The sequence below is a fragment of the Ruegeria sp. CL3 genome, assembly GCF_056536505.1.
In genome coordinates this window covers 277,678-300,855 of sequence record NZ_JBQFPT010000005.1, presented here as the reverse complement: position 1 = coordinate 300,855, position 23,178 = coordinate 277,678, and the positions used below count along the sequence as shown (strand labels likewise).

21 protein-coding genes are annotated in these 23,178 nt (G+C 59.1%); 10 read left to right on the top strand and 11 right to left on the bottom strand.

Annotated elements, in window-relative coordinates; genetic code table 11:
* Positions 1-51 precede the first annotated feature (51 nt).
* Both ACR0NO_RS09730 and ACR0NO_RS09725 read right to left on the bottom strand, forming a co-directional pair.
* Complete coding sequence (locus ACR0NO_RS09730; RefSeq protein WP_170375460.1) at positions 52-1,083, bottom strand: permease; 1,032 nt, start codon at positions 1,081-1,083, stop codon at positions 52-54.
* Positions 1,076-1,384 carry an ArsR/SmtB family transcription factor gene (locus tag ACR0NO_RS09725; protein WP_170375462.1) on the bottom strand — a complete coding sequence of 103 codons (309 nt, stop codon included), beginning with the start codon at positions 1,382-1,384 and terminating at the stop codon, positions 1,076-1,078. Before ACR0NO_RS09725 ends, ACR0NO_RS09730 begins: the two co-directional genes overlap by 8 nt.
* 132 nt (positions 1,385-1,516) lie before the next feature.
* Here ACR0NO_RS09725 and pdxR point away from each other — a divergent pair, with 132 nt between their 5' ends.
* From pdxR to ACR0NO_RS09690, 7 genes are all read left to right on the top strand, one after another.
* Positions 1,517-2,977: a MocR-like pyridoxine biosynthesis transcription factor PdxR gene (pdxR, locus tag ACR0NO_RS09720; protein ID WP_480723812.1), complete on the top strand. Its 1,461-nt coding sequence runs from the start codon at positions 1,517-1,519 to the stop codon at positions 2,975-2,977.
* 129 nt (positions 2,978-3,106) lie between these two features.
* A complete protein-coding gene (xsc, locus tag ACR0NO_RS09715) occupies positions 3,107-4,885 on the top strand; it encodes a sulfoacetaldehyde acetyltransferase (protein ID WP_170642664.1) in 1,779 nt (592 codons plus the stop codon).
* Positions 4,886-4,890: 5 nt separating this feature from the next.
* Positions 4,891-5,928: a phosphate acetyltransferase gene (gene pta / locus ACR0NO_RS09710; protein WP_480723811.1), complete on the top strand. Its 1,038-nt coding sequence runs from the start codon at positions 4,891-4,893 to the stop codon at positions 5,926-5,928.
* 55 nt (positions 5,929-5,983) lie between these two features.
* Complete coding sequence (locus ACR0NO_RS09705) at positions 5,984-7,015, top strand: YeiH family protein (RefSeq protein ID WP_480723810.1); 1,032 nt, start codon at positions 5,984-5,986, stop codon at positions 7,013-7,015.
* 27 nt (positions 7,016-7,042) lie between these two features.
* Positions 7,043-9,862 carry a molybdopterin oxidoreductase family protein gene (locus tag ACR0NO_RS09700; protein ID WP_480723809.1) on the top strand — a complete coding sequence of 940 codons (2,820 nt, stop codon included), beginning with the start codon at positions 7,043-7,045 and terminating at the stop codon, positions 9,860-9,862.
* Positions 9,863-9,965: 103 nt separating this feature from the next.
* On the top strand, positions 9,966-10,715 hold the full coding sequence (locus ACR0NO_RS09695; protein WP_480540229.1) for a 4Fe-4S dicluster domain-containing protein: 750 nt from the start codon (positions 9,966-9,968) through the stop codon (positions 10,713-10,715).
* Positions 10,715-11,602, top strand: coding sequence for a dimethyl sulfoxide reductase anchor subunit family protein (locus tag ACR0NO_RS09690; protein ID WP_480723808.1), 888 nt, complete (start codon positions 10,715-10,717; stop codon positions 11,600-11,602). Before ACR0NO_RS09695 ends, ACR0NO_RS09690 begins: the two co-directional genes overlap by 1 nt.
* 71 nt (positions 11,603-11,673) lie before the next feature.
* Here ACR0NO_RS09690 and dapA read toward each other — a convergent pair whose 3' ends face one another.
* Positions 11,674-12,546 carry a 4-hydroxy-tetrahydrodipicolinate synthase gene (gene dapA / locus ACR0NO_RS09685; RefSeq protein ID WP_480723807.1) on the bottom strand — a complete coding sequence of 291 codons (873 nt, stop codon included), beginning with the start codon at positions 12,544-12,546 and terminating at the stop codon, positions 11,674-11,676.
* 134 nt (positions 12,547-12,680) lie between these two features.
* On the opposite strand from dapA, the gene ACR0NO_RS09680 reads away from it, so the two are divergent.
* Positions 12,681-14,654: a lytic transglycosylase domain-containing protein gene (locus ACR0NO_RS09680; protein WP_480723839.1), complete on the top strand. Its 1,974-nt coding sequence runs from the start codon at positions 12,681-12,683 to the stop codon at positions 14,652-14,654.
* Here ACR0NO_RS09680 and ACR0NO_RS09675 read toward each other — a convergent pair.
* A complete protein-coding gene (locus ACR0NO_RS09675; protein WP_480723806.1) occupies positions 14,628-15,497 on the bottom strand; it encodes a DMT family transporter in 870 nt (289 codons plus the stop codon). The two genes, ACR0NO_RS09680 and ACR0NO_RS09675, sit on opposite strands and share 27 nt — an antisense overlap.
* Positions 15,494-16,159, bottom strand: coding sequence for a tRNA (5-methylaminomethyl-2-thiouridine)(34)-methyltransferase MnmC2 (mnmC2, locus tag ACR0NO_RS09670; protein ID WP_480723805.1), 666 nt, complete (start codon positions 16,157-16,159; stop codon positions 15,494-15,496). Before mnmC2 ends, ACR0NO_RS09675 begins: the two co-directional genes overlap by 4 nt.
* A gap of 55 nt (positions 16,160-16,214) precedes the next feature.
* Here mnmC2 and ACR0NO_RS09665 point away from each other — a divergent pair, with 55 nt between their 5' ends.
* On the top strand, positions 16,215-17,249 hold the full coding sequence (locus tag ACR0NO_RS09665; protein ID WP_480723804.1) for an NAD(P)/FAD-dependent oxidoreductase: 1,035 nt from the start codon (positions 16,215-16,217) through the stop codon (positions 17,247-17,249).
* Here the strand turns inward: ACR0NO_RS09665 and ACR0NO_RS09660 are convergent.
* From ACR0NO_RS09660 to ACR0NO_RS09640, 5 genes are all read right to left on the bottom strand, one after another.
* A complete protein-coding gene (locus tag ACR0NO_RS09660) occupies positions 17,241-18,035 on the bottom strand; it encodes an HTD2 family dehydratase (protein ID WP_480723803.1) in 795 nt (264 codons plus the stop codon). The two genes, ACR0NO_RS09665 and ACR0NO_RS09660, sit on opposite strands and share 9 nt — an antisense overlap.
* Positions 18,036-18,046: 11 nt before the next feature.
* Positions 18,047-18,592, bottom strand: a complete 546-nt coding sequence (locus tag ACR0NO_RS09655) for an NADPH-dependent FMN reductase (protein ID WP_170552461.1) — start codon at positions 18,590-18,592, stop codon at positions 18,047-18,049.
* Between the two features lie 126 nt (positions 18,593-18,718).
* Positions 18,719-19,390, bottom strand: coding sequence for a YiaD family glycine zipper/OmpA-like lipoprotein (locus ACR0NO_RS09650; RefSeq protein WP_170471320.1), 672 nt, complete (start codon positions 19,388-19,390; stop codon positions 18,719-18,721).
* A gap of 126 nt (positions 19,391-19,516) precedes the next feature.
* On the bottom strand, positions 19,517-20,209 hold the full coding sequence (locus ACR0NO_RS09645) for a helix-turn-helix transcriptional regulator (RefSeq protein WP_170375494.1): 693 nt from the start codon (positions 20,207-20,209) through the stop codon (positions 19,517-19,519).
* 701 nt (positions 20,210-20,910) lie between these two features.
* Complete coding sequence (locus ACR0NO_RS09640) at positions 20,911-21,549, bottom strand: hypothetical protein (RefSeq protein ID WP_480723802.1); 639 nt, start codon at positions 21,547-21,549, stop codon at positions 20,911-20,913.
* 441 nt (positions 21,550-21,990) lie between these two features.
* Here ACR0NO_RS09640 and ACR0NO_RS09635 point away from each other — a divergent pair, with 441 nt between their 5' ends.
* The gene (locus ACR0NO_RS09635; protein ID WP_480723801.1) at positions 21,991-22,464 is read left to right on the top strand and encodes a type II toxin-antitoxin system HicB family antitoxin; all 474 of its coding nucleotides are present in this window, start codon (positions 21,991-21,993) and stop codon (positions 22,462-22,464) included.
* Positions 22,465-22,470: 6 nt separating this feature from the next.
* On the opposite strand, the gene ACR0NO_RS09630 is transcribed toward ACR0NO_RS09635, so the two are convergent.
* Entirely contained in the window at positions 22,471-22,890 is a 420-nt protein-coding gene (locus ACR0NO_RS09630) for a hypothetical protein (RefSeq protein WP_480723800.1), read from the bottom strand.
* Positions 22,891-23,178 lie beyond the last annotated feature (288 nt).

Sequence of the window (23,178 nt, the reverse complement as noted above, 5' to 3'; positions counted from 1 at the left end):
CCTAGCGAACCAGAGGAAAACGCCCGGGCACTGCGCCGGGCGTTTTCTTTTTCAGAGCATCTGGAAAAGGATCCCGGCGACAATCGCGCCCCCAACCCCAAGGGTCAAATAGGTTGCAAAGACGCGCGGTTTCACCAGTGACCAAACCGCAGCCATGGCCGGGATTGAGCTGACCGCCCCTGCCACCATGAAGGACATGGCCGCCCCCGCCGTCATGCCTTGCTCCATCAGCCCCGCCAAAAGCGGTGGCGCGACGTAGGAGTTCAGATAGGCGGGCATTCCGACCAGCGCGGCAACGACGATGGGCAGAACGCCTTCTCCGCCGACAACGCGTGCGATCAGGTCTGCTGGCACATAGCTGACCAGAAGCGCCTCAAGCACATAGGCCAGAGCCAGCCATTTCAGCAGGAAGATACCGTTATGAACGAACTCAGAGCGGAAACGCTGACGTCGTTCGGGTTCCTGCCAAAACTTCCAGACGGGTTTGTCATCCAGCTTGGGGCCGCAGCCACAGCAACCGGCGGGTTTGTATTCGCGCAGGGGCTGAACGAAGGCTCCGTTGCGCATCAGAAGACGCACGGCGAACCCGCCGAACAGACCTAAGGCAACCGCTGCAACGGCCTTGCCGATGGCAAAGGGCCACCCCAATGCGCCTGCGGTGATCAGCAATGTCGGCGGGTCGATCAGAGGAGAGCTGAGCCAGAAGGCCATCACCGCAGACAGCGGCGCACCCAGTGCCAGAAGCCCGGCGATGAACGGGATCACCTCGCAGGAACAAAACGGCGCAAGCCCTCCGAACAAGGCAGCCAGAAAGATCATCCGGGTTTCCCGCCCCTCAAAAGCGCGCGCCACCATGACCTCGGCCCCAGTGGCCTTGAGATAGGACAGCAGAAGTACGGCGAACAGGATATACTGGCCCGTATGAGCCAGCGCCTTGGCGGCGAAGGTTACGACCTCAGCCCAGTTGCCCGGATCGAAAACTGCGACCAACGCCAGTATCGCGACGATCAAAGCCCAAGGCGTTTTGATCACATCCAGCGCGAGTTTGGCCGAGGCTTTTGGGTTTTGTGATAGTTCAGCCATCGTTTGCGGCCTTTCCTACTTCGTCTGCGCAGCATTCGCTTAGAATAAACTGCGCCAGGTTTCGCAACTCGTTGAAACAGGCGCGATTGATCGTCGTGCGCCCGATCTTTTCCTGTTCAACCACACCACCTGCAGCCAGAAACCGAAGGTGATGCGCAAGGGTGGAGGGGGCGATGCCGGTACGTGTCTGGATCTCACCCACGGTCAGACCGGCCTGCCCGGCCCTCACAAGTGTTTTCAGAACCTTCAACCGGGCCTCGGACCCCATGGCCGAAAATCCTGCTGCAGCGGTTTCCCACATCTGAATTCTCCATTAAACTAGATTTCTAGTTATTTAGGTGATTCGAATTTCCTCGTCAAGCCACATCACAAATTCACTCCGAGGCATGTAAGTCCAGATTGCCACCGCCTTAAGTCCAATCTATAAGCGCTCATGGCTATCTCGGTTGACACTTTCTTTCTTGAGCTGAACGGACAAGGGACGCTGCAGGCGCAAATCCAGCAGATGATCGCCGAAGGCATCCTGTCGGGCCGGTTCCACATCGGGGAAAAGCTGCCCTCGTCCCGCAAGCTGGCAACCCATCTGGGCGTCAGCCGGATTACGGTGACGCTGGCCTATACCGAGCTTCTGGCCAATGACTATCTGACCGCCAAAGGGCGTTCGGGCTACTATGTTTCAGAAAATGCGCCGGTCCCGCCAAAATACACGCCCGTCCCGCGCAGCGAAGAGACTGTCGACTGGGACAACGCCCTGGCCCGGCGGTTCTCGGGCGGCAATGTGCTGACCAAACCTCAGGACTGGCGTAATTACAAATACCCGTTCATCTACGGGCAGGCCGACCGGACGCTGTTTGACCACGCGAACTGGCGGCTTTGCGCGGTTCGGGCGCTGGGACATAAGGATTTCGAGTCCCTTACGACTGACTACGCTGATCAGGACGATCCTCTGCTGGTCGAGTTTATTGCCCGCCACACCCTGCCACGCCGAGGCATCACCGCCCGCCCCGAAGAGATCCTGATCACGCTGGGCGCGCAGAACGCGTTGTGGCTGGCCTCGCGCATTCTTTTGAAAAAAGGGCGCACCGCGGCAATCGAAGACCCCTGCTACTACGCTCTGCGTGAGCTGCTGAGCCACTCGGATTGCACCATGGCCCCGATCCGCGTGGATGGTGACGGGCTGCCGCCTGAGGCTCTGCCAGACGACACCGACGTGATCTTTTCCACCCCCAGTCACCAAAGCCCGACAACGGCCACCATGCCCGTCAGCCGCAGAACCGCCCTGCTGGAACGCGCGAGCGAGTTGAACGCCATGATCGTTGAGGACGACTACGAGTTCGAGATGGCCTATCTGGGCGCGCCTTCACCTGCGCTCAAATCGATGGATCGGGACGGGCGCGTGATCTATGTGGGCAGCTTCTCGAAATCGCTGTTTCCGGGGTTGCGTCTGGGCTACATGGTCGGGTCCGAGACCTTCATCCGCGAGGCACGCGCGCTGCGGTCGCTCGTGTTGCGGCATCCTCCGGGGCATGTTCAGCGAACAGCGGCCTATTTCCTGTCCCTCGGGCACTACGACGCCCAGATCCGACGCATGTCGAACGCCCTGGCACAACGGCGTGAGGCGTTGGACAAAGCCGTTCAGACCCATGCGCTACAGGTCGCGGGGCGCGGCGTGCTTGGCGGGTCGTCCATATGGATGCAGGCCCCCGAACATGTAGACACCGCGCAACTTGCGGTCACATTGCAGACGCAAGGGGTGCATATCGAACCCGGTGCGCCCTTCTTCTCAGGGCCGAGGCCGCCTCGGAATTTCTACCGTCTGGGGTATTCCTCGATTGCGCCTGACCGCATCGAGGCCGGGGTGAAACTGATCGCGGATGGGATCCGGACCAGTTAACCTCCGGCTGGACGTATTCCGCTGTCGCATCTGGCCCTAACGCCATACGCAGCCTTGCGCCAAAACCGTATCAAAGGCCGGGCTGAACCCCCCCGGCCAATTCACGCATTCAGTTTTGGAGAGCCACCGATGAAAATGACCACGGAAGAAGCCTTTGTTAAGGTTCTGCAGATGCACGGAATCGAGCATGCCTTTGGCATCATCGGTTCGGCCATGATGCCGATCTCGGATATTTTCGGGAAAGCGGGCATCACGTTCTGGGATTGTGCACATGAAGGCTCGGGCGGGATGATGGCCGACGGCTACACCCGCGCCACCGGCAAAATGTCTATGATGATCGCGCAGAACGGCCCCGGCATCACCAACTTTGTTACCGCCGTCAAAACCGCCTACTGGAACCACACCCCGCTGCTGCTGGTCACTCCTCAGGCCGCGAACAAGACCATGGGTCAGGGCGGTTTCCAGGAAATGGAACAGATGCGGATGTTCGCAGACTGCGTCTGCTATCAGGAAGAAGTGCGCGACCCGTCGCGTATGGCCGAAGTCCTCAGCCGCGTGATCACCAAAGCCAAGCGCGCCTCAGCCCCGGCACAAATCAACGTGCCCCGTGACTTCTTCACTCAGGTCGTCGATATCGAACTGCCAGCCGTGGTCGAATTCGAACTGCCTTCGGGCGGCGCCTCTGCCGTGACCGAAGCCGCCGCTCTGCTGTCCGATGCCAAGAACCCGGTCATTCTAAACGGTGCTGGCACGGTGCTGTCCGCAGGAGGCATCGAAGCGTCGAAAGAACTGGCCGAGCGTCTGGACGCCCCCGTGTGCGTTGGCTACCAGCACAACGACGCTTTCCCCGGCTCGCACCCGCTGTTTGCCGGCCCTCTGGGTTACAACGGCTCGAAAGCCGCGATGGAGCTGATCAAGGAAGCGGACGTTGTTCTGTGCCTTGGCACCCGTCTAAACCCGTTCTCGACCCTACCCGGATACGGTATGGAATACTGGCCGACCGAAGCAAAAATCATTCAGGTCGACATCAACCCGGACCGCATCGGCCTGACTAAGAAGGTCTCCGTTGGTATCGTTGGCGACGCAGCCACCGTTGCAACAAGCATCCTGGCACAGCTTTCGGGCACTGCGGGCGATGAAGGCCGCGATGCGCGTAAGGCGAAAATCGCTGAAACCAAGTCGCGTTGGGCGCAGGAACTGACCTCAATGGACCACGAGCAGGACGACCCGGGCACCACCTGGAACGAACGCGCCCGTGCGGCCAAGCCAGACTGGATGAGCCCGCGCATGGCATGGCGTGCGATTCAATCCGCTCTGCCGAAAGAGGCGATCATCTCGTCCGACATCGGCAACAACTGCGCCATCGGCAACGCTTACCCCTCGTTTGAGGAAGGCCGCAAATATCTGGCCCCTGGCTTGTTTGGCCCCTGTGGCTATGGTTTGCCGTCGGTGATCGGCGCCAAGATCGGCTGCCCGGATGTGCCCGTTGTTGGTTTCTCGGGCGACGGTGCCTTTGGCATCGCCGTAACCGAGCTGACGGCAATCGGCCGTGAAGAATGGCCCGCCGTGACCCAGATCGTCTTCCGCAACTACCAGTGGGGAGCGGAAAAGCGGAACTCGACCCTGTGGTTCGACGACAACTTCGTCGGCACCGAGTTGGATACCAAGGTCTCCTATGCCGGTATCGCGGAGGCCTGCGGTCTGAAAGGCGTCGTTGCACGTACGCAGGACGAACTGACAGCTGCGCTGAACCAAGCGATCGAAGACCAGAAGAACGGTATCACCACTCTGATCGAAGCCATGATCAATCAGGAACTGGGTGAGCCGTTCCGCCGTGACGCGATGAAGAAGCCAGTTGCGGTTGCGGGTATCGAAGCAGCAGACATGAAGCCGCAAGTCGAGGCCTGATCGCGGTGAAGCCCCTACATCAAATTCTCGGGGCTGCGACCAGTTCCAAAAAGATCATCGCCCTTGCTGAGGGCGATGATCCACGCGTTGTAGAAGGCGCGTTGAAAGCACGTGCCGAAGATGCAGCCGATATTATCCTGGTCGGCGATCAGACCAAAGTTGCCTCTTTGCTGGCTGAAAAAGGCGGAACCGATGTAGCCGGGATAGACATTCACGATCCGACAACTTCGCTACACTTGGATCGCTTTGCCGATGCCTATTTCGAACTGCGCAAACACAAAGGCGTAACGCCTGAGACTGCGAAGTCGCTGGTCCAAAATCGTCTGAACTACGCCGCTATGTTGGTCCATATCGGGCTGGCTGACGGCACGGTCGGCGGTGCTGTGGAAACAACTTCGGACACTGTTCGTGCCGCTTTGCAGATCATCGGCAAAGCACCTGACGCCCATATGGTGTCCAGTTTCTTTCTGATGATCTATGACCGCGACCACCACACGGTTCAGGGCGCCCATATTTTCGCCGACTGCGGGTTGGTCGTTGATCCGAACGAACGCGAGTTGGCTGAGATCGCTCAGGCGTCGGCCGCGTCCTATCGCACGCTCACCGGGAAAGAGCCTCGTGTTGCGATGCTATCTTTCTCGACGAGCGGCAGCGCCAGCCATCCGAAAGTGTCAAAGGTGGTTGAGGCCACACAAATCGCCAAAACCGCCAATCCGGACCTGATCATCGACGGAGAGTTGCAGTTCGACGCGGCCTACGTGCCAGAGGTCGCCAGTAAAAAGGCCAAGAACTCACCTCTGGAAGGGAAAGCAAACGTGTTTGTATTTCCCAACCTAGATGCGGGCAACCTGGGGTACAAGATCGCCCAACGCATTGGCGGTGCCGAAGCCATTGGGCCCGTTCTACAAGGCTTGGCCAAACCCGCAAACGACCTGTCGCGCGGCTGTTCTTCGGACGATGTGTTGCACATGATCGCCGTGACCGCCGTGCAGGCACAACAAGTGGGTACATCGCAAGAGCCAGTTCATCCAGCTACTGCATAACCTCTGCGGCTTCGCTGCTAAACTGTAAACGTGTTCAAGAAAGATCAACGAACCGATGCTGGGTAATACTGAACTCAAAAGCTCCTTCGGCACGGATGTCGCCCAGACGGCTCGAACATTGTTCCCCGGGGTTATGGTGGCGATCACTGTTGCTGTAACGGCAAAATTCCTGTCGGAACACTACGCGACCCCGGCCATGCTGATGGCCTTACTGCTTGGCATCGCGCTCAGCTTTCTGGGCGAAGAGGGCAAGACCGTCCCCGGCATTGGTTTTGCAGCCAGATCCCTTCTGCGCCTCGGCGTGGCACTTTTGGGTGTGCGGATCTCGATGACGCTGATGATGGGTTTGGGTTGGGACCTGATCGCCCTTGTAGTTGGCGGCGTATTGGCCACCATTGCCTTCGGTCTTTTGATCGCACGGTTCTTTGGTCACAAATGGCGCTTTGCGTTCCTGACGGCGGGTTCTGTCGCCATCTGTGGCGCGTCTGCGGCAATGGCGATCAGCGCCATACTGCCCAAAGACGAACGCTCAGAAGAGCGGCTGATCTTCACCGTTCTGGGCGTTACGGTCCTGTCGACCATCGCCATGATCGCCTATCCGATTCTGGTGCGGACGCTGGGCATGGATGACGTGGCGGGCGGTGTGTTTCTGGGTGGCACGATCCACGACGTGGCCCAGGTTGTCGGTGCAGGGTTTTCAATCTCGGAACAGACCGGCGACACCGCCACACTGGTCAAACTGTTCCGTGTGGCGATGCTGGCCCCGGTGGTTCTGGTCGCCTCGCTGATCATCCGCAGCGTCACCGACATGGACGAAGCGGGCAAGCGCCCTCCGATCCTACCCGGCTTTGTGATCGGGTTTCTGGTGCTGGCTGCGGCCAGCTCGTTCGGCCTTATCCCGGCCTTCCTGTCCGAGTTGCTCAGCCAGACATCCCGCTGGTTGCTTCTGATCGCGATCGCTGCGGTTGGAATGAAGACGAACCTGAAACAAATCCTCTCGGTCGGAGGCGCAGCCATCGCTCTGATCGTCGTGGAAACTCTTTTTATTGCAGGAATTATCCTCGCCGGACTAACATTCCTAACCTGACCCGCCGCCCCGACATAAGGACGCCAGATGACAATCCAGCAACCGAAGATCGACACCAGCCCGAAAGTCTCGGACGAGATCCGGCGCACCACCTGTTACATGTGCGCCTGTCGCTGCGGCATCAATGTTCACATGAAGGACGGAAAGGTTGCCTATATCGAGGGCAACCGTGACCACCCGGTCAATAAAGGCGTCCTTTGCGCCAAGGGCAGCGCCGGCATCATGCAGGTCAACGCGCCCTCACGTCTGCGCAAGCCACTGCGACGGGTCGGTCCGCGTGGTTCGGGTGAGTTCCGCGAGATCGAATGGGACGAGGCGATCAGCACTGCCGTCGGCTGGCTGAACGAATTGCACGAGACCGCCCCGCACAAGCTGGCCTTCTTTACTGGGCGCGACCAGAGCCAGAGCTTCACCAGCTTCTGGGCACAGAATTTTGGTACACCCAACTATGCGGCCCATGGCGGGTTCTGCTCGGTCAACATGGCAGCGGGCGGCATCTACACAATGGGCGGCGCGTTTTGGGAGTTCGGCCAGCCCGATTGGGACCACACCAAGCTGTTCATGCTGTTCGGTGTGGCCGAGGACCACGATAGCAATCCAATCAAGATGGGCATCGGCAAGATCAAGGCGCGCAGCGCGCGAGTGATCGGGGTGAATCCGATCCGCTCCGGCTATAACGCGGTGGCTGACGATTGGGTCGGGATCACGCCGGGCACCGATGGGCTGTTCATCCTGTCGCTGATCAATGTGCTGATGAAGGCTGGCAAGATCGACCTCGACTACCTTGCCCGCTACACAAACGCGCCGGTTCTGGTGAATGCTTCTGACGGCCCGGAGAAGGGCCTGTTCCTGCGCGATGCCGACGGAAAGCCTTTGGTGATCGACCGTGTGACCGGTGAGCCGACCGCCTTTGACAAACCCGGCGTGCGCCCGGATCTGTCCGCCACCTACGACAAGGATGGCGTAACTCACCGCCCTGTATTCCATCAGATGGCCGAGAAATACCTCTCGGACGATCACGCCCCTGAAAAAGTGGCCGAGCGCTGCGGCATACCGGCCCAGAAAATCCGCGCCATCGCCGCCGAAATCGCGCGCGTCGCCTTTGATGAGGCCATCGAGCTCGACCAGGAATGGACCGACTTCCGGGGCGAAAAACACTCCAAGATGACAGGCCGCCCGGTCAGCTTCCACGCCATGCGCGGAATCTCAGCCCATGCCAACGGTTTCCAAACCTGCCGCGCGCTGCACGTGCTGCAAATCCTGCTGGGCACGGTTGAGGTCCCCGGCGGCTTCCGCTTCAAACCGCCCTACCCCAAACCTGTCGAGGCCCACCCCACCCCGCACGGAGATCGCCGCCCAGGCCGCCCTCTGGAAGGCCCTCACCTTGGCTTCCCGCGCGGTCCCGAGGACCTGCTGCTAGACGAAGACGGTACTGCTCAGCGTATCGACAAGGCCTTTACGTGGGAAAACCCGATGTCGGCCCACGGGCTGATGCATATGGTGATCTCGAACGCCGCCGCGGGTGATCCCTACAAGATCGACACGTTGTTCATGTATATGGCGAATATGTCGTGGAACTCCTCCATGAACACCAAAGGTGTGATGGAGATGCTGTCGGCCAAGACCGAGGACGGCAAATACGTCATCCCGCATATCATCTACTCGGATGCCTATTCATCGGAAATGGTCGCTTATGCCGACCTGATCCTACCAGATACCACCTATCTGGAACGGCACGACTGTATCTCGCTGCTGGATCGCCCGATCTGCGAGGCAGATGCCGCCGCCGATGCCATCCGCTGGCCAGTGGTCGAACCCGACCGTGACGTGCGCGGGTTCCAATCGGTGCTGATTCAACTCGCCAACCGCATGAGCCTGCCGGGCTTCACCAACGAAGACGGCACAACCAAGTGGAAGGACTATGCCGACTATATCGTCAATCACCAGCGCAAGCCGGGCATCGGCCCTCTGGCCGGGTTCCGTGGCGAAGATGGCACCAAAGAAGGCCGCGGAGAGGTCAACCCGGACCAACTGAACCGCTATATCGACAACGGAGGCTTCTACGTCGCGCATATCCCCGCAGGTGCGGATTACTACAAACCGTGGAATACCGCCTATCAGGACTGGGCCGTTGGAATGGGCCTCTATGACAGTCCGCAGCCCTACCTGTTCCAGCTGTACTCCGAGCCGATGCGCAAATTCCAACTGGCCGCCGAAGGACACGGACCGAACCAGCCCCCCGACCACCTGCGACAACGCATCAAGGATGCCATGGACCCTCTGCCCATTTGGTACGAGACCGACCAGCAAGGCAACGAGGGCTTCACTGTCAACGCCCTGACTCAGCGCCCAATGGCGATGTACCACAGCTGGGGCACCCAAAACGCCTGGCTGAGGCAACTTCACGGGCGCAACCCGCTTTACGTCCCCACGAAGCTGATGCGCGAACACGGGCTGCAAGACGGCGACTGGGCCAAGGTTACCTCTCCTCACGGCGAGATCACCGTGCCCGTGATGGAGATGGCCGCGCTGAATGAAAACACCGTCTGGACATGGAACGCCATCGGCAAGCGCAAAGGTGCCTGGGCGCTGCAAGAGGACGCACCCGAGGCCACCAAGGGTTTCCTACTCAACCACCTGATCCATGAATTGCTACCGCCTAAAGGCGACGGTATGCGATGGGCCAACTCAGACCCGATCACCGGTCAGGCCGCGTGGTTCGACCTGAAAGTCAGGATCGAAAAGGCGGCCCCTCCAGCAGATACCGAAAGCCAACCCGAATTTGCCCCGATCAATTCCCCCGTAGGCACCGGCCCGAAGGATATCGCGTGGAAGGTAGGCAAATGATCCAATCTTCATCTGGCCAAAAATATCTCGGGGGTGAATTGAGCCAAAGGCTCAAGAGGGGGCTGGCCCCCTGCCCCGCCCACCAAAGCCGAGGTTCCCTGATATGACGCAACTTCCCCAATCTACCGAACGCAAAATGGGCCTCGTTATCGACCTCGACACCTGTGTCGGGTGCCACGCCTGCGTGATTTCCTGCAAAGGCTGGAACACCGAAAACTACGGTGCACCCTTGTCTGATCAGGATGCCTATGGCGGCAACCCCTCGGGCACATTCCTGAACCGTGTCCACTCCTACGAGGTCACACCGACCGAGGGCCCTGCCCAACTGATCCACTTCCCCAAATCCTGCCTGCATTGCGAAGACGCACCCTGCGTTACGGTCTGCCCAACCGGGGCCAGCTACAAACGCGTCGAGGATGGGATCGTGCTAGTCAACGAAAGCGACTGCATCGGTTGCGGCCTCTGCGCCTGGTCCTGCCCCTATGGCGCGCGGGAAATGGACATGGCCGAGGGCGTGATGAAGAAATGCACCCTCTGCGTCGATCGCATCTACAACGAAAACCTGCCCGAAGTGGATCGTGTTCCGTCCTGCGTCCGCACCTGCCCAGCCGGAGCGCGTCATTTCGGGGACCTCGGCGATCCTAACAGCGACGTCAGCAAGCTGGTCGCTGAACGGGACGGCATGGACCTGATGCCAGAAATGGGCACCAAACCAGTCAACAAATACCTGCCGCCCCGCCCCAAGGATCAGATCGAGGACCAGATCGACATTCTGGCCCCGCTGCTAGCCCCCGTCGCGGAAGAGCCCAAAGGGTTCCTCGGCTGGCTGGACAAAACTCTGGAGAAGCTCTGATGCATCCGGCCCCTTCCGTTATCATCTTCACCACCTTGTCCGGCCTTGGCTTTGGGCTGCTGTTCTTCCTAGGCCTCGGGATGCCAAACGTTACAGGCTGGGTCGCCTTTGTCTTTTTCCTGATTGCGTACGGGCTGGCCGTCGGCGGGCTGCTGGCGTCAACCTTCCACCTCGGTCACCCGGAGCGGGCATGGAAAGCGTTCACGCAATGGCGCTCTAGCTGGCTCAGCCGCGAGGGCTGGTGCGCGGTGATCGCACTGGTCCTGATGGGCCTGTTCGCAATCGGTTCAGTTTTCATGGGTGAACGCTGGAGCTTTTTGGGTTGGCTCGGCGCGTTGTTCTCGCTGACCACAGTGTTCACCACATCGATGATCTACACCCAGCTCAAGACGATCCCCCGTTGGAACATGAAGCTAACTCCAGCCATGTTCCTCAGCTTCAGCCTAGCCGGAGGGGCCTTGATGGCCGGACAAACCTCGGTCGCGCTGCCTTTGCTGTTGATCGCCGCTCTGGTGCAGATTCTGTACTGGCGTCAGGGAGACAAGGCGCTTGCCAGCTCGGGGACTGACCTTGGGACAGCAACAGGGTTGGGTCAGCGCGGGTCGGTGCGGGCGTTTGAGCCTCCGCATACCGGGACCAACTACTTGCTACGAGAGTTCGTCCACGTGGTTGGCCGCAAACATGCCGAGAAGCTGCGGATCATCTCGTTCCTGTTAGCCTTTGCTCTGCCCGTCGTCTTCATCGCGATCCCATTAGAGGGGCTCGCGCTAAAACACCTACTTGCGCTGCTGGCAGTGGTTTCGCACCTGGCAGGGGTTGCCGCGTCACGCTGGCTGTTCTTCGCGCAGGCGGAGCATGTGGTTGGGCTCTACTACGGCAAACGTTGAGCACCTTTGCAGCAAACAAAAAAGGGCGGCGCTCGATATTCGAGGCCGCCCTTTTCACTAGAACGTCGAATTTAGATCAGACCTGCATGCGCCATCGCGGCTTCGATCGCAGTCTTGGTGCTGTCTTCCAGTTCAGTCAGAGGTGAGCGAACTTCGGTGCTGCACAGGCCCAGTTTACTCAGCGCGTATTTAGCGCCGACTAGGCCGGGCTCGATGAAGATCGCTTCGTGCAGAGGCATCAGGCGATCCTGATAGTCCAGAGCCTTGGCATAGTCGCCCGCCAGCGTGGCCTGTTGGAACTCGGCGCAAAGTTTCGGAGCCACGTTGGCCGTGACCGAAATACAGCCTACCCCGCCATGCGCGTTGAAGCCCAGCGCGGTGGCGTCTTCGCCCGACAGCTGACAGAAGTCGGTGCCACAGCTTGCGCGCTGCTGGCTGACGCGCGCCAGATCGCCCGTCGCGTCTTTGACACCGACAATCCGTGGCAGTTTTGCCAGTTCACCCATGGTCGCGGGGGTCATGTCGATGACCGAACGGCCCGGGATGTTGTAGATGATGATCGGAATCTCGGCGCAATCGTGCAGGGCGCGGAAATGGGCCAACAGGCCATTCTGTGTCGGCTTGTTGTAGTAGGGTGTGACCACTAGTGCCGCATCGGCCCCGACATTCTTGGCAAACTGGACGAATCGAACTGCCTCGACCGTGTTGTTTGAACCTGCGCCCGCAATCACCGGCACCCGACCCGCAGCAGCTTTGACCACTTCGGCCACAACGGTTTCGTGTTCCTCATGGCTCAGCGTCGGGCTTTCACCAGTGGTGCCTACGGGAACCAGACCGGTCGAGCCGTCCTTTATCTGCCACTCTACCAAGTGTTTGAGCGTATCCAGGTCCAACTCGCCGTTGCTGAACGGGGTGACGAGGGCTGGCATTGAGCCTTTGAACATGGGTCGCGCTCCTTGAAGTGCGGTTGCAGTATTTGCGCCATCCTCGCTCACGTTTTTGGCTTTGTGAGTTGATACTGGCGGCGCAAGGTTTATCCTGAATGGCTCTATCCTCGGTTGGTTGGGAAATGCAAGGGATGACACGCGTTCTGGCCTTTTTGGCAACAGTGATTCTGTGTTTTGGGATGCAGGCAAGCGCCGCGCGGGCCGATGCTGCCGGTGATCTGCGCGCCGGGCTGGCCGAAATGCGCAAAGGTGACTGGAACGAAGCGCTAGCGGTTTCTGGCGCACGCGGCTCGGTTACGCGTGACATCATCGTGTGGCATTGGCTGCGAGAGGGCTTTGGCAGCTCAGGCGATGTGCTTGTGTTTCTTGAGCGCCGCCCCGACTGGCCCGGACTGGCCTGGTTGCGCCGCAAGAGCGAGCCGTCTTTTACCGGTGCTGATCCTGATCGGGCGTTGAACTTTTATGCCGATCAGCCGCCGCAAACGGCCGAAGGCGCGCTGAACTACGCCGTTGCCCTGAAAGCCAAAGGTCGGATTGGGGACGCCGAGGCCGATATCGTCACAGCCTGGCGTACCATGCCCATGGGCTCGGGCTTGCAGAAGGACTATCTTGAGAATTTCGGCAAATTACTAAAACCGCACCACACTGCGCGGCTAGATCGGATGTTGTGGGACAATCATTTGGTCAGCGCCGGGCGTATGCTGCCTCTGGTCAGCGCCGATCAGCGCAAGCTGGCAGAAGCCCGTATTGCCTTGCAAAAACGCGAACCGGGCGTGGATGGCAAGATTTCTGCCGTACCCAAGGCTCTGGCAGGGTCTCCGGGACTGGCGTTTGATCGCTTTGTCTGGCGCGACAAGAAAGAACTGGACGACAGCGCCATTGATTTGATGTTGGCGCGCTCGACCGGTCCGGACGCCCTAGGTGAACCAGACAAATGGGCCGAAGGGCGACGCCGACTGGCCCGGCTTGAGATGCGGCAGGGCAGTGCGGCCCGTGCCTATGAGGTAGCCGCAAATCATCATATGACCCCCGAAATGGGCTATGGATACGCCGATCTGGAATGGCTGGCCGGGTTTTTGGCTTTGCGCAAACTGAACGACCCCGCGACGGCGGTTCGGCATTTCCAGAACTTCGAAGGCGCAGTGAAGTCTCCGATATCACGTGGCCGCGCTGGCTATTGGCTGGGTCGCGCCTACGCGGCACAAGGAAATGCCGAGAAAGCCTATGACGCTTATGCCATGGGAGCAGACTATCAAACGTCATTCTACGGCATTCTGGCAGCCGAGCAGATCGGGCGGCCGTTCGACAGCACCCTCGCCAACCCGCCCCGCGCCGCGCATTGGCGACAAGCCGAATTTGCGAACTCCAGCGTTTTGGAGGCCGGTCTGCTGCTGTTGAAAGCAGGGGAGGCCAACCTCTCTGAACGGTTTCTGACCCATCTGGTCGAAAGCCTCGATACAGCGCAAGCCAATCAGCTGGGAGATCTGGTCATCGAGTTGAAAGAGCCGCATCTGGCCGTGATGATCGCCAAACGCGCCGCGACCACGGGAACGGTTTTGCCCGCAGCCTATTACCCCGTGCATCCGGTCGCAGATATCGGCTTGCCGATGGCTAAAGAGATGACCTTGGCCATCGCCCGGCGTGAAAGCGAATTTGATCCGGTGGTGATCAGTGGCGCAGGCGCGCGAGGCTTGATGCAGGTGATGCCAGCGACCGCCAAACTGGTCGCGCAGGAGTTGGGGATCCTAAGCGGACATCAGACCGGTCGCCTGACCACAGACTGGGAATACAATGCCAAGCTGGGGGCCAACTACCTGTCCAGCCTTGCGGCGGATTTCAACGGCAATGTGGTCATGATGGCTGCCGGGTATAACGCCGGACCGCGGCGGCCGATCTCATGGATGGAGCGCTATGGCGACCCTCGCGCCGGTGAGGTGGATGTGGTCGACTGGATCGAGACCATCCCCTTCAGCGAGACACGCAACTATGTGATGCGCGTGACCGAAAGCCTTCCGGTTTATCGCGCGCGTCTGGGTAAACCCGCCCTGCCCGTGCCCTTCTCACAGGAGCTGACCGGGTCAACCCTTGCGGCGTTCGCGCCATAGGGTGAACAGCCCCGCCGCGACAACGAGCCCAGCGCCGATGACGACCTGGGGGCGTAGGACCTCGTTGAAGATTGCGATGCCAAGGATCGCCACCCAGACCAGATGCAGGTAGGCAAAGGGCTGCACCGCGCTGGCCTCGGCCGCCTCGTAGCATTTGATCAGCAACCAATGGCCGAAGGCACCGCTAACACAAAGCGTTGCCATCCAGGCCCAATCCGCCTGTGCCATCGGCTCCCAGAACCACATGCCGACCAGCGTCATGGCAACGGCTCCGCTGACACCGGTCCAGAAGAAGCTGGTGGCGGCGCTGTCACGGCGGGCGGCATAGCGGGTGAGCAGCGAATAAACCGCAAACATAAAGGCCGAGATCAGCGGTATTATCGCCCAGGGGTTAAACACGCCGACCCCCGGTTGAAGGATGGTCAACACGCCGACGCAGCCAACCCCGATCGCCGTCCAACGTCGCCAGCCCACGCTTTCACCCAGAACCGGGCCGCTGAGGGCCGCGACCAGAAGGGGGTAGCAGATGAAGACCGCCATGCTGTTGATCAGACCTAGCTTGGTGAAGCCGAAAACGGCCACGCAAATCTCGGTCACGAGTAGAACGCCGCGAAAAATCTGCAGTTTTGGCTGGTCGGTGCGCGCCGCCGCCTTCAACCCACCCGGAGCGCGGGCCGCCATTGCGATGACAAAAGCGGCGAAGAACCAATAGCGGACCATCACCACCATATAGGTGTTATACGTCCCCGCCAGATGGCGCGAGATCCCGTCCTGCAAGGCAAAAACCACCGTTGAGGCGACCATCAGCGCGATCCCGGCCGAGATATTGTTCTGCTGCGTCACGCTTTCCCCGCCCGTGTCATATGCCGTTTGCGACCGTATCCGGGTGCGCGGGTGACCGAGAAACCGGCCTCTTCCAACCCGCGGCGGACAAAGCCTGCTGCGGTGTAGGTGGCCGCGGAGCCGCCCGGCGCCGTGTGATCGGCCACATGCTGCATCAAATCCGCGCCCCAGAGTTCGGGGTTTTTGGCAGGTGAGAAGCCGTCCAGAAACCACGCATCGGCCTTGCCGGTCCAGCCCGGCAGCGCTTGGCGAGCGTCGCCTTCGATCACCTCAAGGTGCAGCGTGTCGAAGTGACAGGACCCGCCGCGCCATTGCGACAGGAAGCGGTCGGCCCAGGGTTGCACCTCGGGGAAAGCGGCCAGCGCGCGCGCCATATCCTCGGGGGCCATGGGGAATGCCTCAAAACTTGTGAATCGCAGCGGAGTGGTCTGGCCTGCGGCCTCCCACGCGGACCAGGCGGTCAGCAAGTTCAGGCCGGTGCCGAAGCCCAGTTCGGCAATATGAAACCCCGGCGCAAAGCGTGCGGGCAGGTCGTTGCCCGACAGAAATACATGCCGCGTCTCCTCCAACCCGTTCTGCAACGAGAAGTAGGGGTCATTGAACTGGTCCGAGACCGGAATCCGGTCCTCTCTCCATGTCAATTCGGCGTGCTGGTCTGCCATCGGGGAATCCTGTAGCTAAGCGGCGCGACACTGAACAAGGAAGAGGGGTTTGGCAATGGTCGATGTGACGGTACGCGGCGCTGGCATTTTTGGCCTGTCCATCGCCTGGACCTGCGCCCGGCGCGGCGCAAAGGTGCAGGTTGTCGATCCCTTTGGCCCCGGCGCGGGCTCCAGCGGAGGGTTGGTCGGCGCCCTGGCTCCGCATGTGCCCGAGAACTGGAACGCCAAGAAAGCCTTTCAGTTCGACAGTCTGATCATGGCCGAACCCTTTTGGGCGCAGGTCGAAGCGGCCGGAGGGGTCTCAGCCGGCTATGGGCGACTGGGACGTCTACAACCGATCATGGATGAGCGCAGCCTGCAGCTGGCGCACCAACGGCATGCCACCGCGCAAGAGCTCTGGCAGGGCCTGGCCGAGTGGACGGTGCTGTCCACGTCGGAGGCAGGCCAATGGTGCCCGCCCAGCCCAACCGGCTATGTTATCCACGATAACCTGACCGCGCGCTTGCACCCGCGCCGGGCCTGTGCCGCGCTGGTTGCGGCGCTCTCGGTCATAGGGGTTCAGGTCGTCGCCGAGGCCCCGGACAAGGGCCATGTGCTGCATGCGACAGGTGTCGCCGGGTTGCAGGAGCTCAGCCAAAGCTTCGGGAAAACCGTCGGCAATGGCGTCAAGGGACAGGCGGCATTGCTGCGCTTTGATGCGGGCGCGGTGCCGCAGCTATTCGCCGATGCGATCCATATCGTGCCGCATGCAGACAGTACGCTTGCCATCGGCTCGACCTCTGAGCGAGACTATGATGATCCGACCAGCACTGACGACGCGCTTAACGATTTGATCGACCGCGCCACCCGCGCCGTTCCTGTGTTGCACGGAGCCGAGGTGATCGAGCGGTGGGCCGGTGTTCGCCCCCGCAGCAAAAGCCGCGCTCCGATGCTGGGCGCGCACCCGCTGCACGACGGTCAGTTCATCGCCAATGGCGGCTTCAAAATCGGCTTCGGCATGGCCCCGAAAGTAGCCGAGGTGATGGCGGACCTCATGCTGGACGGTCGCGATGAAATCCCCGAGGATTTCCGACCCGAAGCGTCACTCTGACCGCGCTTCTGCCTGCATGCACTGTCGCCCATCGGGGCCTCGAACCCATAGGTCCGGCCCATTGCGGCAGAGTGTGGCGGTCTCGAAGTGTAAAAGCGGCGCGGTTGCCCTGAACGAAAAGCGCGTCAGCGGGCCGGCCATCTCCTCCGCAAACAGCATCAGAAGTTGCGCCAATAGCGGCCCGTGTACGACCAGCCCGCCATACCCTTCGACATCGCGCGCATAGTCCAGATCGTAGTGGATACGGTGGCCGTTGAAGGTTAGCGCGGAATACCGGAACAAAAGGGTGCTGTCGAAGCGCACCTCGCGGCGCTCAGTTTCGTCACGTCGCGCCATGGGCGGCGTTGGCTTCACCTCGTCCAGAGCGGGATCTTCACGATAGACCAGATCCTGCCATTCGGTGACGCAGAGCGCCCCATCCTGCCAGATCTCATGCTTGAGCGTGACAAACCCCAATGGCCCAGTTCGCCCGGCTTTGCGGCTCTGCTTCTCGAGAACGGAATGCCGCTCGGCCTCTGCACCTGCCCGCAGGGGGGTATGGAAGTGCAACCGCCCTCCGGCCCACATCCGGCGCGGCAGGCTCATGTCCGGAATCAGGCCAATCCCGACCCGAGGGTGCCCGTCACGCCCCAGATCAGATGGCGTGCGCGGGGACCAGAAATAAAGCTGATGAAAGAACGGCGGCAACGCGGAACCGTCCGAGATCATAGGCTCCACCCCCAGCGCAACCTGCAAGGCCGCAGCCCGGGCCGAGTCCATCACATCGCTTTGCCGATCCCCCTGCATACCGTATCCGCCTAAAGACGCCCGACCTCAGCCCGCAGTTTTTGCATCAACGCATGGATGGTCTTTTCATAGCGCTCACTTGTCAGCCGTCCCCCGTCATCAAACGCGTTGGAGCTGTCGGCCAGATGGACCTCGGGGCCTTGTAGAATGCGTGGCTGGAACGGCACCAAATAGGCGCGAAGGACCATCTGGGCGCGCTCCCCTCCGGCCCGACCCGCCGCGGCGGACATCACCGCAACCGGCTTGTCGGCCCAAGGTTTGCCCGACGTGCGACTGACCCAGTCCAGAGCATTCTTCAGCACGCCCGACGGCCCCTTGTTGTATTCCGGTGTGGAGATAATCACCGCATCCGCTTGCGCGATCTGGTCAGCCAGCGTTTGCACGGCGGCTGGGATACCCTCACCCTCTTCCAGATCCCCATCATAGAGGGGCAGGTTCAGATCCGCTTCGACAAAGCTGGCAGGATCAAAAAGGCGTGCCGCCTCGCGCAGAAGCTTACGGTTTGTTGCTGACTGACGCAGGGAACCGGACAGGCCAAGAAGGGTCGGTTGGGACATTGCGGGAAACTCCGTTTCAGTGTTTCCCAATAGGTAGACCGAGACGCGCCCGATCCAAACCCCATTTCTTGCACAGGTCGTGCGCACACAGGGGCAGCCAGAAGGCCGCCCGAAATGCTCACGGGATTACGAGTTCGCGCTGGGTACGATAACGATCTCGACCCGGCGGTTCTGTGATTTGCCTTCCGGCGTCAGGTTCGAGGCAACCGGGTTATCTTCGCCACGCCCGATGGTGACGATCCGGCTGTAGTTCACACCGTTTGCCTGAAGGACGTCAGCAACCGCATTGGCGCGACGCTCGGACAGGCCTTGGTTGTAAGAAGCCTCGCCATCACTGTCGGTGTGACCGATGATTTGCACGTTGGAGTTCGGATAATTCACGAGGTTCTGACCAACCCGCACCAGATCGGCGCGCAAGGCCGGGCGGACCGTCGCACTGTCAGTGTCGAAGGTGATGTCATTGGGAACGGTCACAATCAGCCGGTCGCCCGAGTTGACAATGGTGATCCCGTCATTGGCCAGCTGCTGACGCAACTCTGCCGCCTGTTTATCAAGTTGGTTGCCGATCAGGCCTCCACCAGCCGCACCGATCGCACCGCCTGCTACCGCGCCCAAAAGAGGGTTCGAGTTGTTCGCGATTGCGCCGACACCAGCACCAACCAAACCACCCAAAACCGCGCCCTGCTTGGCATTCTGATTCGGATCGGAGGGCAGGTTCAACGTGCCCGGATCGGTACAGGCCGCCAGAGTCATGGCCGAGCATAGCCCGGTTGCCAGAAAAAACTTGGAAATCGTCATGGTATCACCTTCTGCTCGGGCACCCGTTGATCGGGTTTGCCTTGTTGCAGATCAGTATATCACGGCAGCGTTGCGCGGGCTCAAGCAACAAAGCGGTGAAGTCGGCGAATCCCCGCCCATACTTGTTCAGACGGTCTGCGCGGCCGGATCTTTGCCCTCCTGCTCGTTCCACAAATCCCGGAGCGAACTGCCTTGGCCACGGAAACTTTGGCCCGTGTCTTCACAGGCCCAGATACGGTCGGTCCGGAAATGCCGGAACCCGCCCCGCAGCTCGCACCACCCGGCCAGCATCGTGCATTCGATGTGGTAGATCAGAGCCACAGGCCGAATGACTCGCTCAGAGCGTTCGCCCGCACCGTTGACATAGGTGATGCGCAGTTTCTGCTCGGCCCGTATCGCTTCGCGGTAACTGGCCACAGGGATGCATCCTTTCGCGGGATCATCAACCGGCGCACCCCAGGTCGAGACCTGCAGCCAATCGGCAGGACAATGGAGCGCGTCGATCTTGTCACAGATGCGCCGCGCTGCCCGTTGCAGATGACTGTCACCGGTGCGCGCCAGCATCGATAGCCCGACCCACAGCGCCTCAACCTCTTCGGCGTCGAAATTCAACGGTGGCAGATCATAGCCGCGCCGCATCAGATAGCCAACGCCTGCCTCGCCCTCGATCGGCGTGCGCTGCGCCTGTAGCTCGGCGATATCACGGTAGACCGTGCGCGTGGAGACCTCGAGCTTTTCGGCCAGTTGATCGGCCGTCACGGGCGCATCTGCGGCCCTGAGCATCTGGATGATTTCGAACAACCGGGTCGAGCGGCTCATGTCGGGGTCTCCTGTCAAACTGCTGACAACCTAGCACATCCCCCTGACAACGTGGTGTCAGGAGTAGCAAGGGGTTTGAAACTATTGGAAGTTTTCCAGTGGTCTTCGTAAATGGCTCAAAAATTGGTCTAATTTCTTGGTGTAAGGCCAATGAGGGCGTCTAAGGGTTAATCCGGCTTAGCTGGGTTTGTTTGTCTAAACGGCGATACTCTATCAACTTCAATCTTTTCCGGCTGCGTTCGTTTGTATTCAGCTTTCTTGGGTTTGGGCAGCCTGTCTACTTCTGCCCGAGAATGTTGGGTAGGTTTGAACTCACTCATCCGTTTGTCACGTCGTGGGCCGACCTGAAGCATCGTGGTCACCCACCGGTGGCAACAGTTACAAAGAGTAGTGAAGTCGCTGGCTAGTGGATTGTCCGGTCTTGGGTAGAAATCACTGCTGTCCGCTTCTGGACGGTGGTGCAGTTCAAGGCGATGGGTTGAACCACACAGAACGCAGCGGTTTCCGTCACGATCCAAGACGGCCTTTCGAAGTGATTTGGACGGGTTTTTGACCTTGGTTGTTCTGGGTTTGGGTGGCTGCTTCATATGCCCCTCGAATAATATGTAGGGACCGGACGAACCGGCCCCACTTTGCTATGCTGAGCTGTGCTCTGCTAAGCTTGGCTTAGCTAAGCTGAGCTTTGCTCTGCTGCGAAAACTCTATTCAGCAGCCACATCCAAAGACTGTTCAACCTTTTCCCAGCTATCAACAAGCCAGCGACCGTGTTTTCCGCCTTTCAGCTTAGGACGCCAAGAGCCAATCCCTGTATACCGGCCAGCGTTTTCCAAAAACGACCGGGCCTCGTCTGGGTTCACCATATCTGTGTCAATTTCTACCAGCACTTCGGCTGACCACTTCTTAAAGATTGGACGGCAATCGAAGATGCGGACACGTTGGCGAGTGACCATCGACTTAAACCAAAAGGCCTCGTCTTTAGCCAGTTCGGTTGCTGTGTCTGGTCCGTCGTATTCCAACAAGGCGTCTTCGAGAACAGTCATTCCTGCAACGCGTTTGCCAGCGGTCATAGCTTTTTCAACAACGCCGCCTTCGTACAATGCTTTTGAAAGCATCGCCACTGGGATAACTGGCCGGTCTTGCTCGTCCACATACATTTTAAGTCGGGCTGATGTTTCGCAGTATTGGCGGCGTGCCTCTGCGTTTTTCAGATTTTTCACATTGGAAATGGCTTTCTGCATTTCCTTGTGTTCGGGGCTTTCTTCGTCTGAAAGAATACCATTCTGCGGCATAAATCCAGGTCGAAGGCCGACGAGTTTAGCTTTGTAAATCTCTAGTGCCATATCCTGATCTCCTAATGGCTATTACTAGGTAGGATTAGAATGTTTCGTCCTGACGACCGTTTGTAAATCCATAAAATATAATAAAATCAATAACTTATGCAAGGTTTTAACTCTGTCGCATCAACGGATTTGACCGTTGTGTAAGCAAAGAAAAACCGCCCCGTTTTAAGTGCCGGGACGGTCTTTCTGAACTTCCAGACGGAGAATTAAGCAATGTCTTACTTAACACATTGCCAGTATATCACAGTTCGCCTAAATCTTCCGAATAAATTCGAGAAAAATCATAGAGTTAGGGGATGTTTATAGGTGGTCAAAGGGGATACAATTTAACTGCGATTATCCCATTCGGGGATACCGCGACCCACTGGATCGGTTGCTGAGTTTTCTGATCAAGGTTTCCTCAGCAACCGATCTAGCAAATCACCTACAACTGAGAACACTATGCAACTCCACTACCCAGCAATTTTGAACAAAGACCCAAACAGTGCCTATGGAATAACGTTTCCAGATTTACCGGGTGTTGTCTCAGCGGCTGACGATTTTGCTGATGTGGTTCGAATGGCAAACGAAAGCCTTGCACTTCACTTCAAAGACGCCAGAATTGTTCGACCAAGTCGGGTTGAGGACGTTTATGAAACCGATCCATCGGCAATCAGAAACGGTGGCGTCCTAATTTCCATTCCGTTCGAAGGTTACACTTGGGAATACCGGCTGCTGCAACACATAGACAATTCGACCGAGTTGATAGAGGCATATTTCCACAGCGGTCGGTTGGTGGGGTGGCACTGCCTCGACGGTGTCACTGGAAGCAGCAAAACCCGCGAAGCATTCGACTTGGGGCCAATGGGTCTGGCGATCATAAAGCCAACTATCTCGTACAAAGAAATATCCAGATTGATCCGGACAGCCAGCTAAGCCGCTTTACCGCCTCTGACGGTGGCAGTTCCAAATCGGACGATGCTCAACAGTCAAACGATCTTCCTCAGCCCTGCGTTCCTCAGTCGTGCCAGAGAACGGACGAACCAGAATTTCCAGCTCACAGCCATCAACCATTTCCCGCCATTCACGCTGCTTCTTGCGTTCGTTTTCATATTTCTTCACGAGGTGAGGCTTATCACCAGCGGGATAAACACGTTCCAGCCATTTGCCATATCTGAACAACGTGTGAAGGCTGCTATTGCCTTTGCCGCCTTCGCCAAGGTTGAAGATACGACCATCAGCAAACCGGAAGATATACAAGCCCGCAACTTTTGGCACATCAGCCTTAGTGAACGAATACTGCGATCCGTTCAGCGTGCCAACTGACGTGAAACCGTCAAGAAATGTTGATGCGTGTTCCATTTGAGGGATGTATCTGTTTCTGTGTTGTTTTAAACCCCTACGTTTGGTCTTGACGAAATGAGAACAAAAATAGAACATTTTAGGTTATGAATAAGTGGCCCCGAACCATCCCATTCGATCTACGCAAACGGCTTGAGAGCCTTCAAGAGCATCGCTCCCCACCATCGCTGCAGTCTCAGTGGGGTGAGGTTCTGGAATGGTTGGAAAAGCACGGCATTGAACCACCCGACCACCCCTTGCCAATTGAACCAGAGCTAAAGGGTCCAGTCGGCCACAGGTAAATTGGCA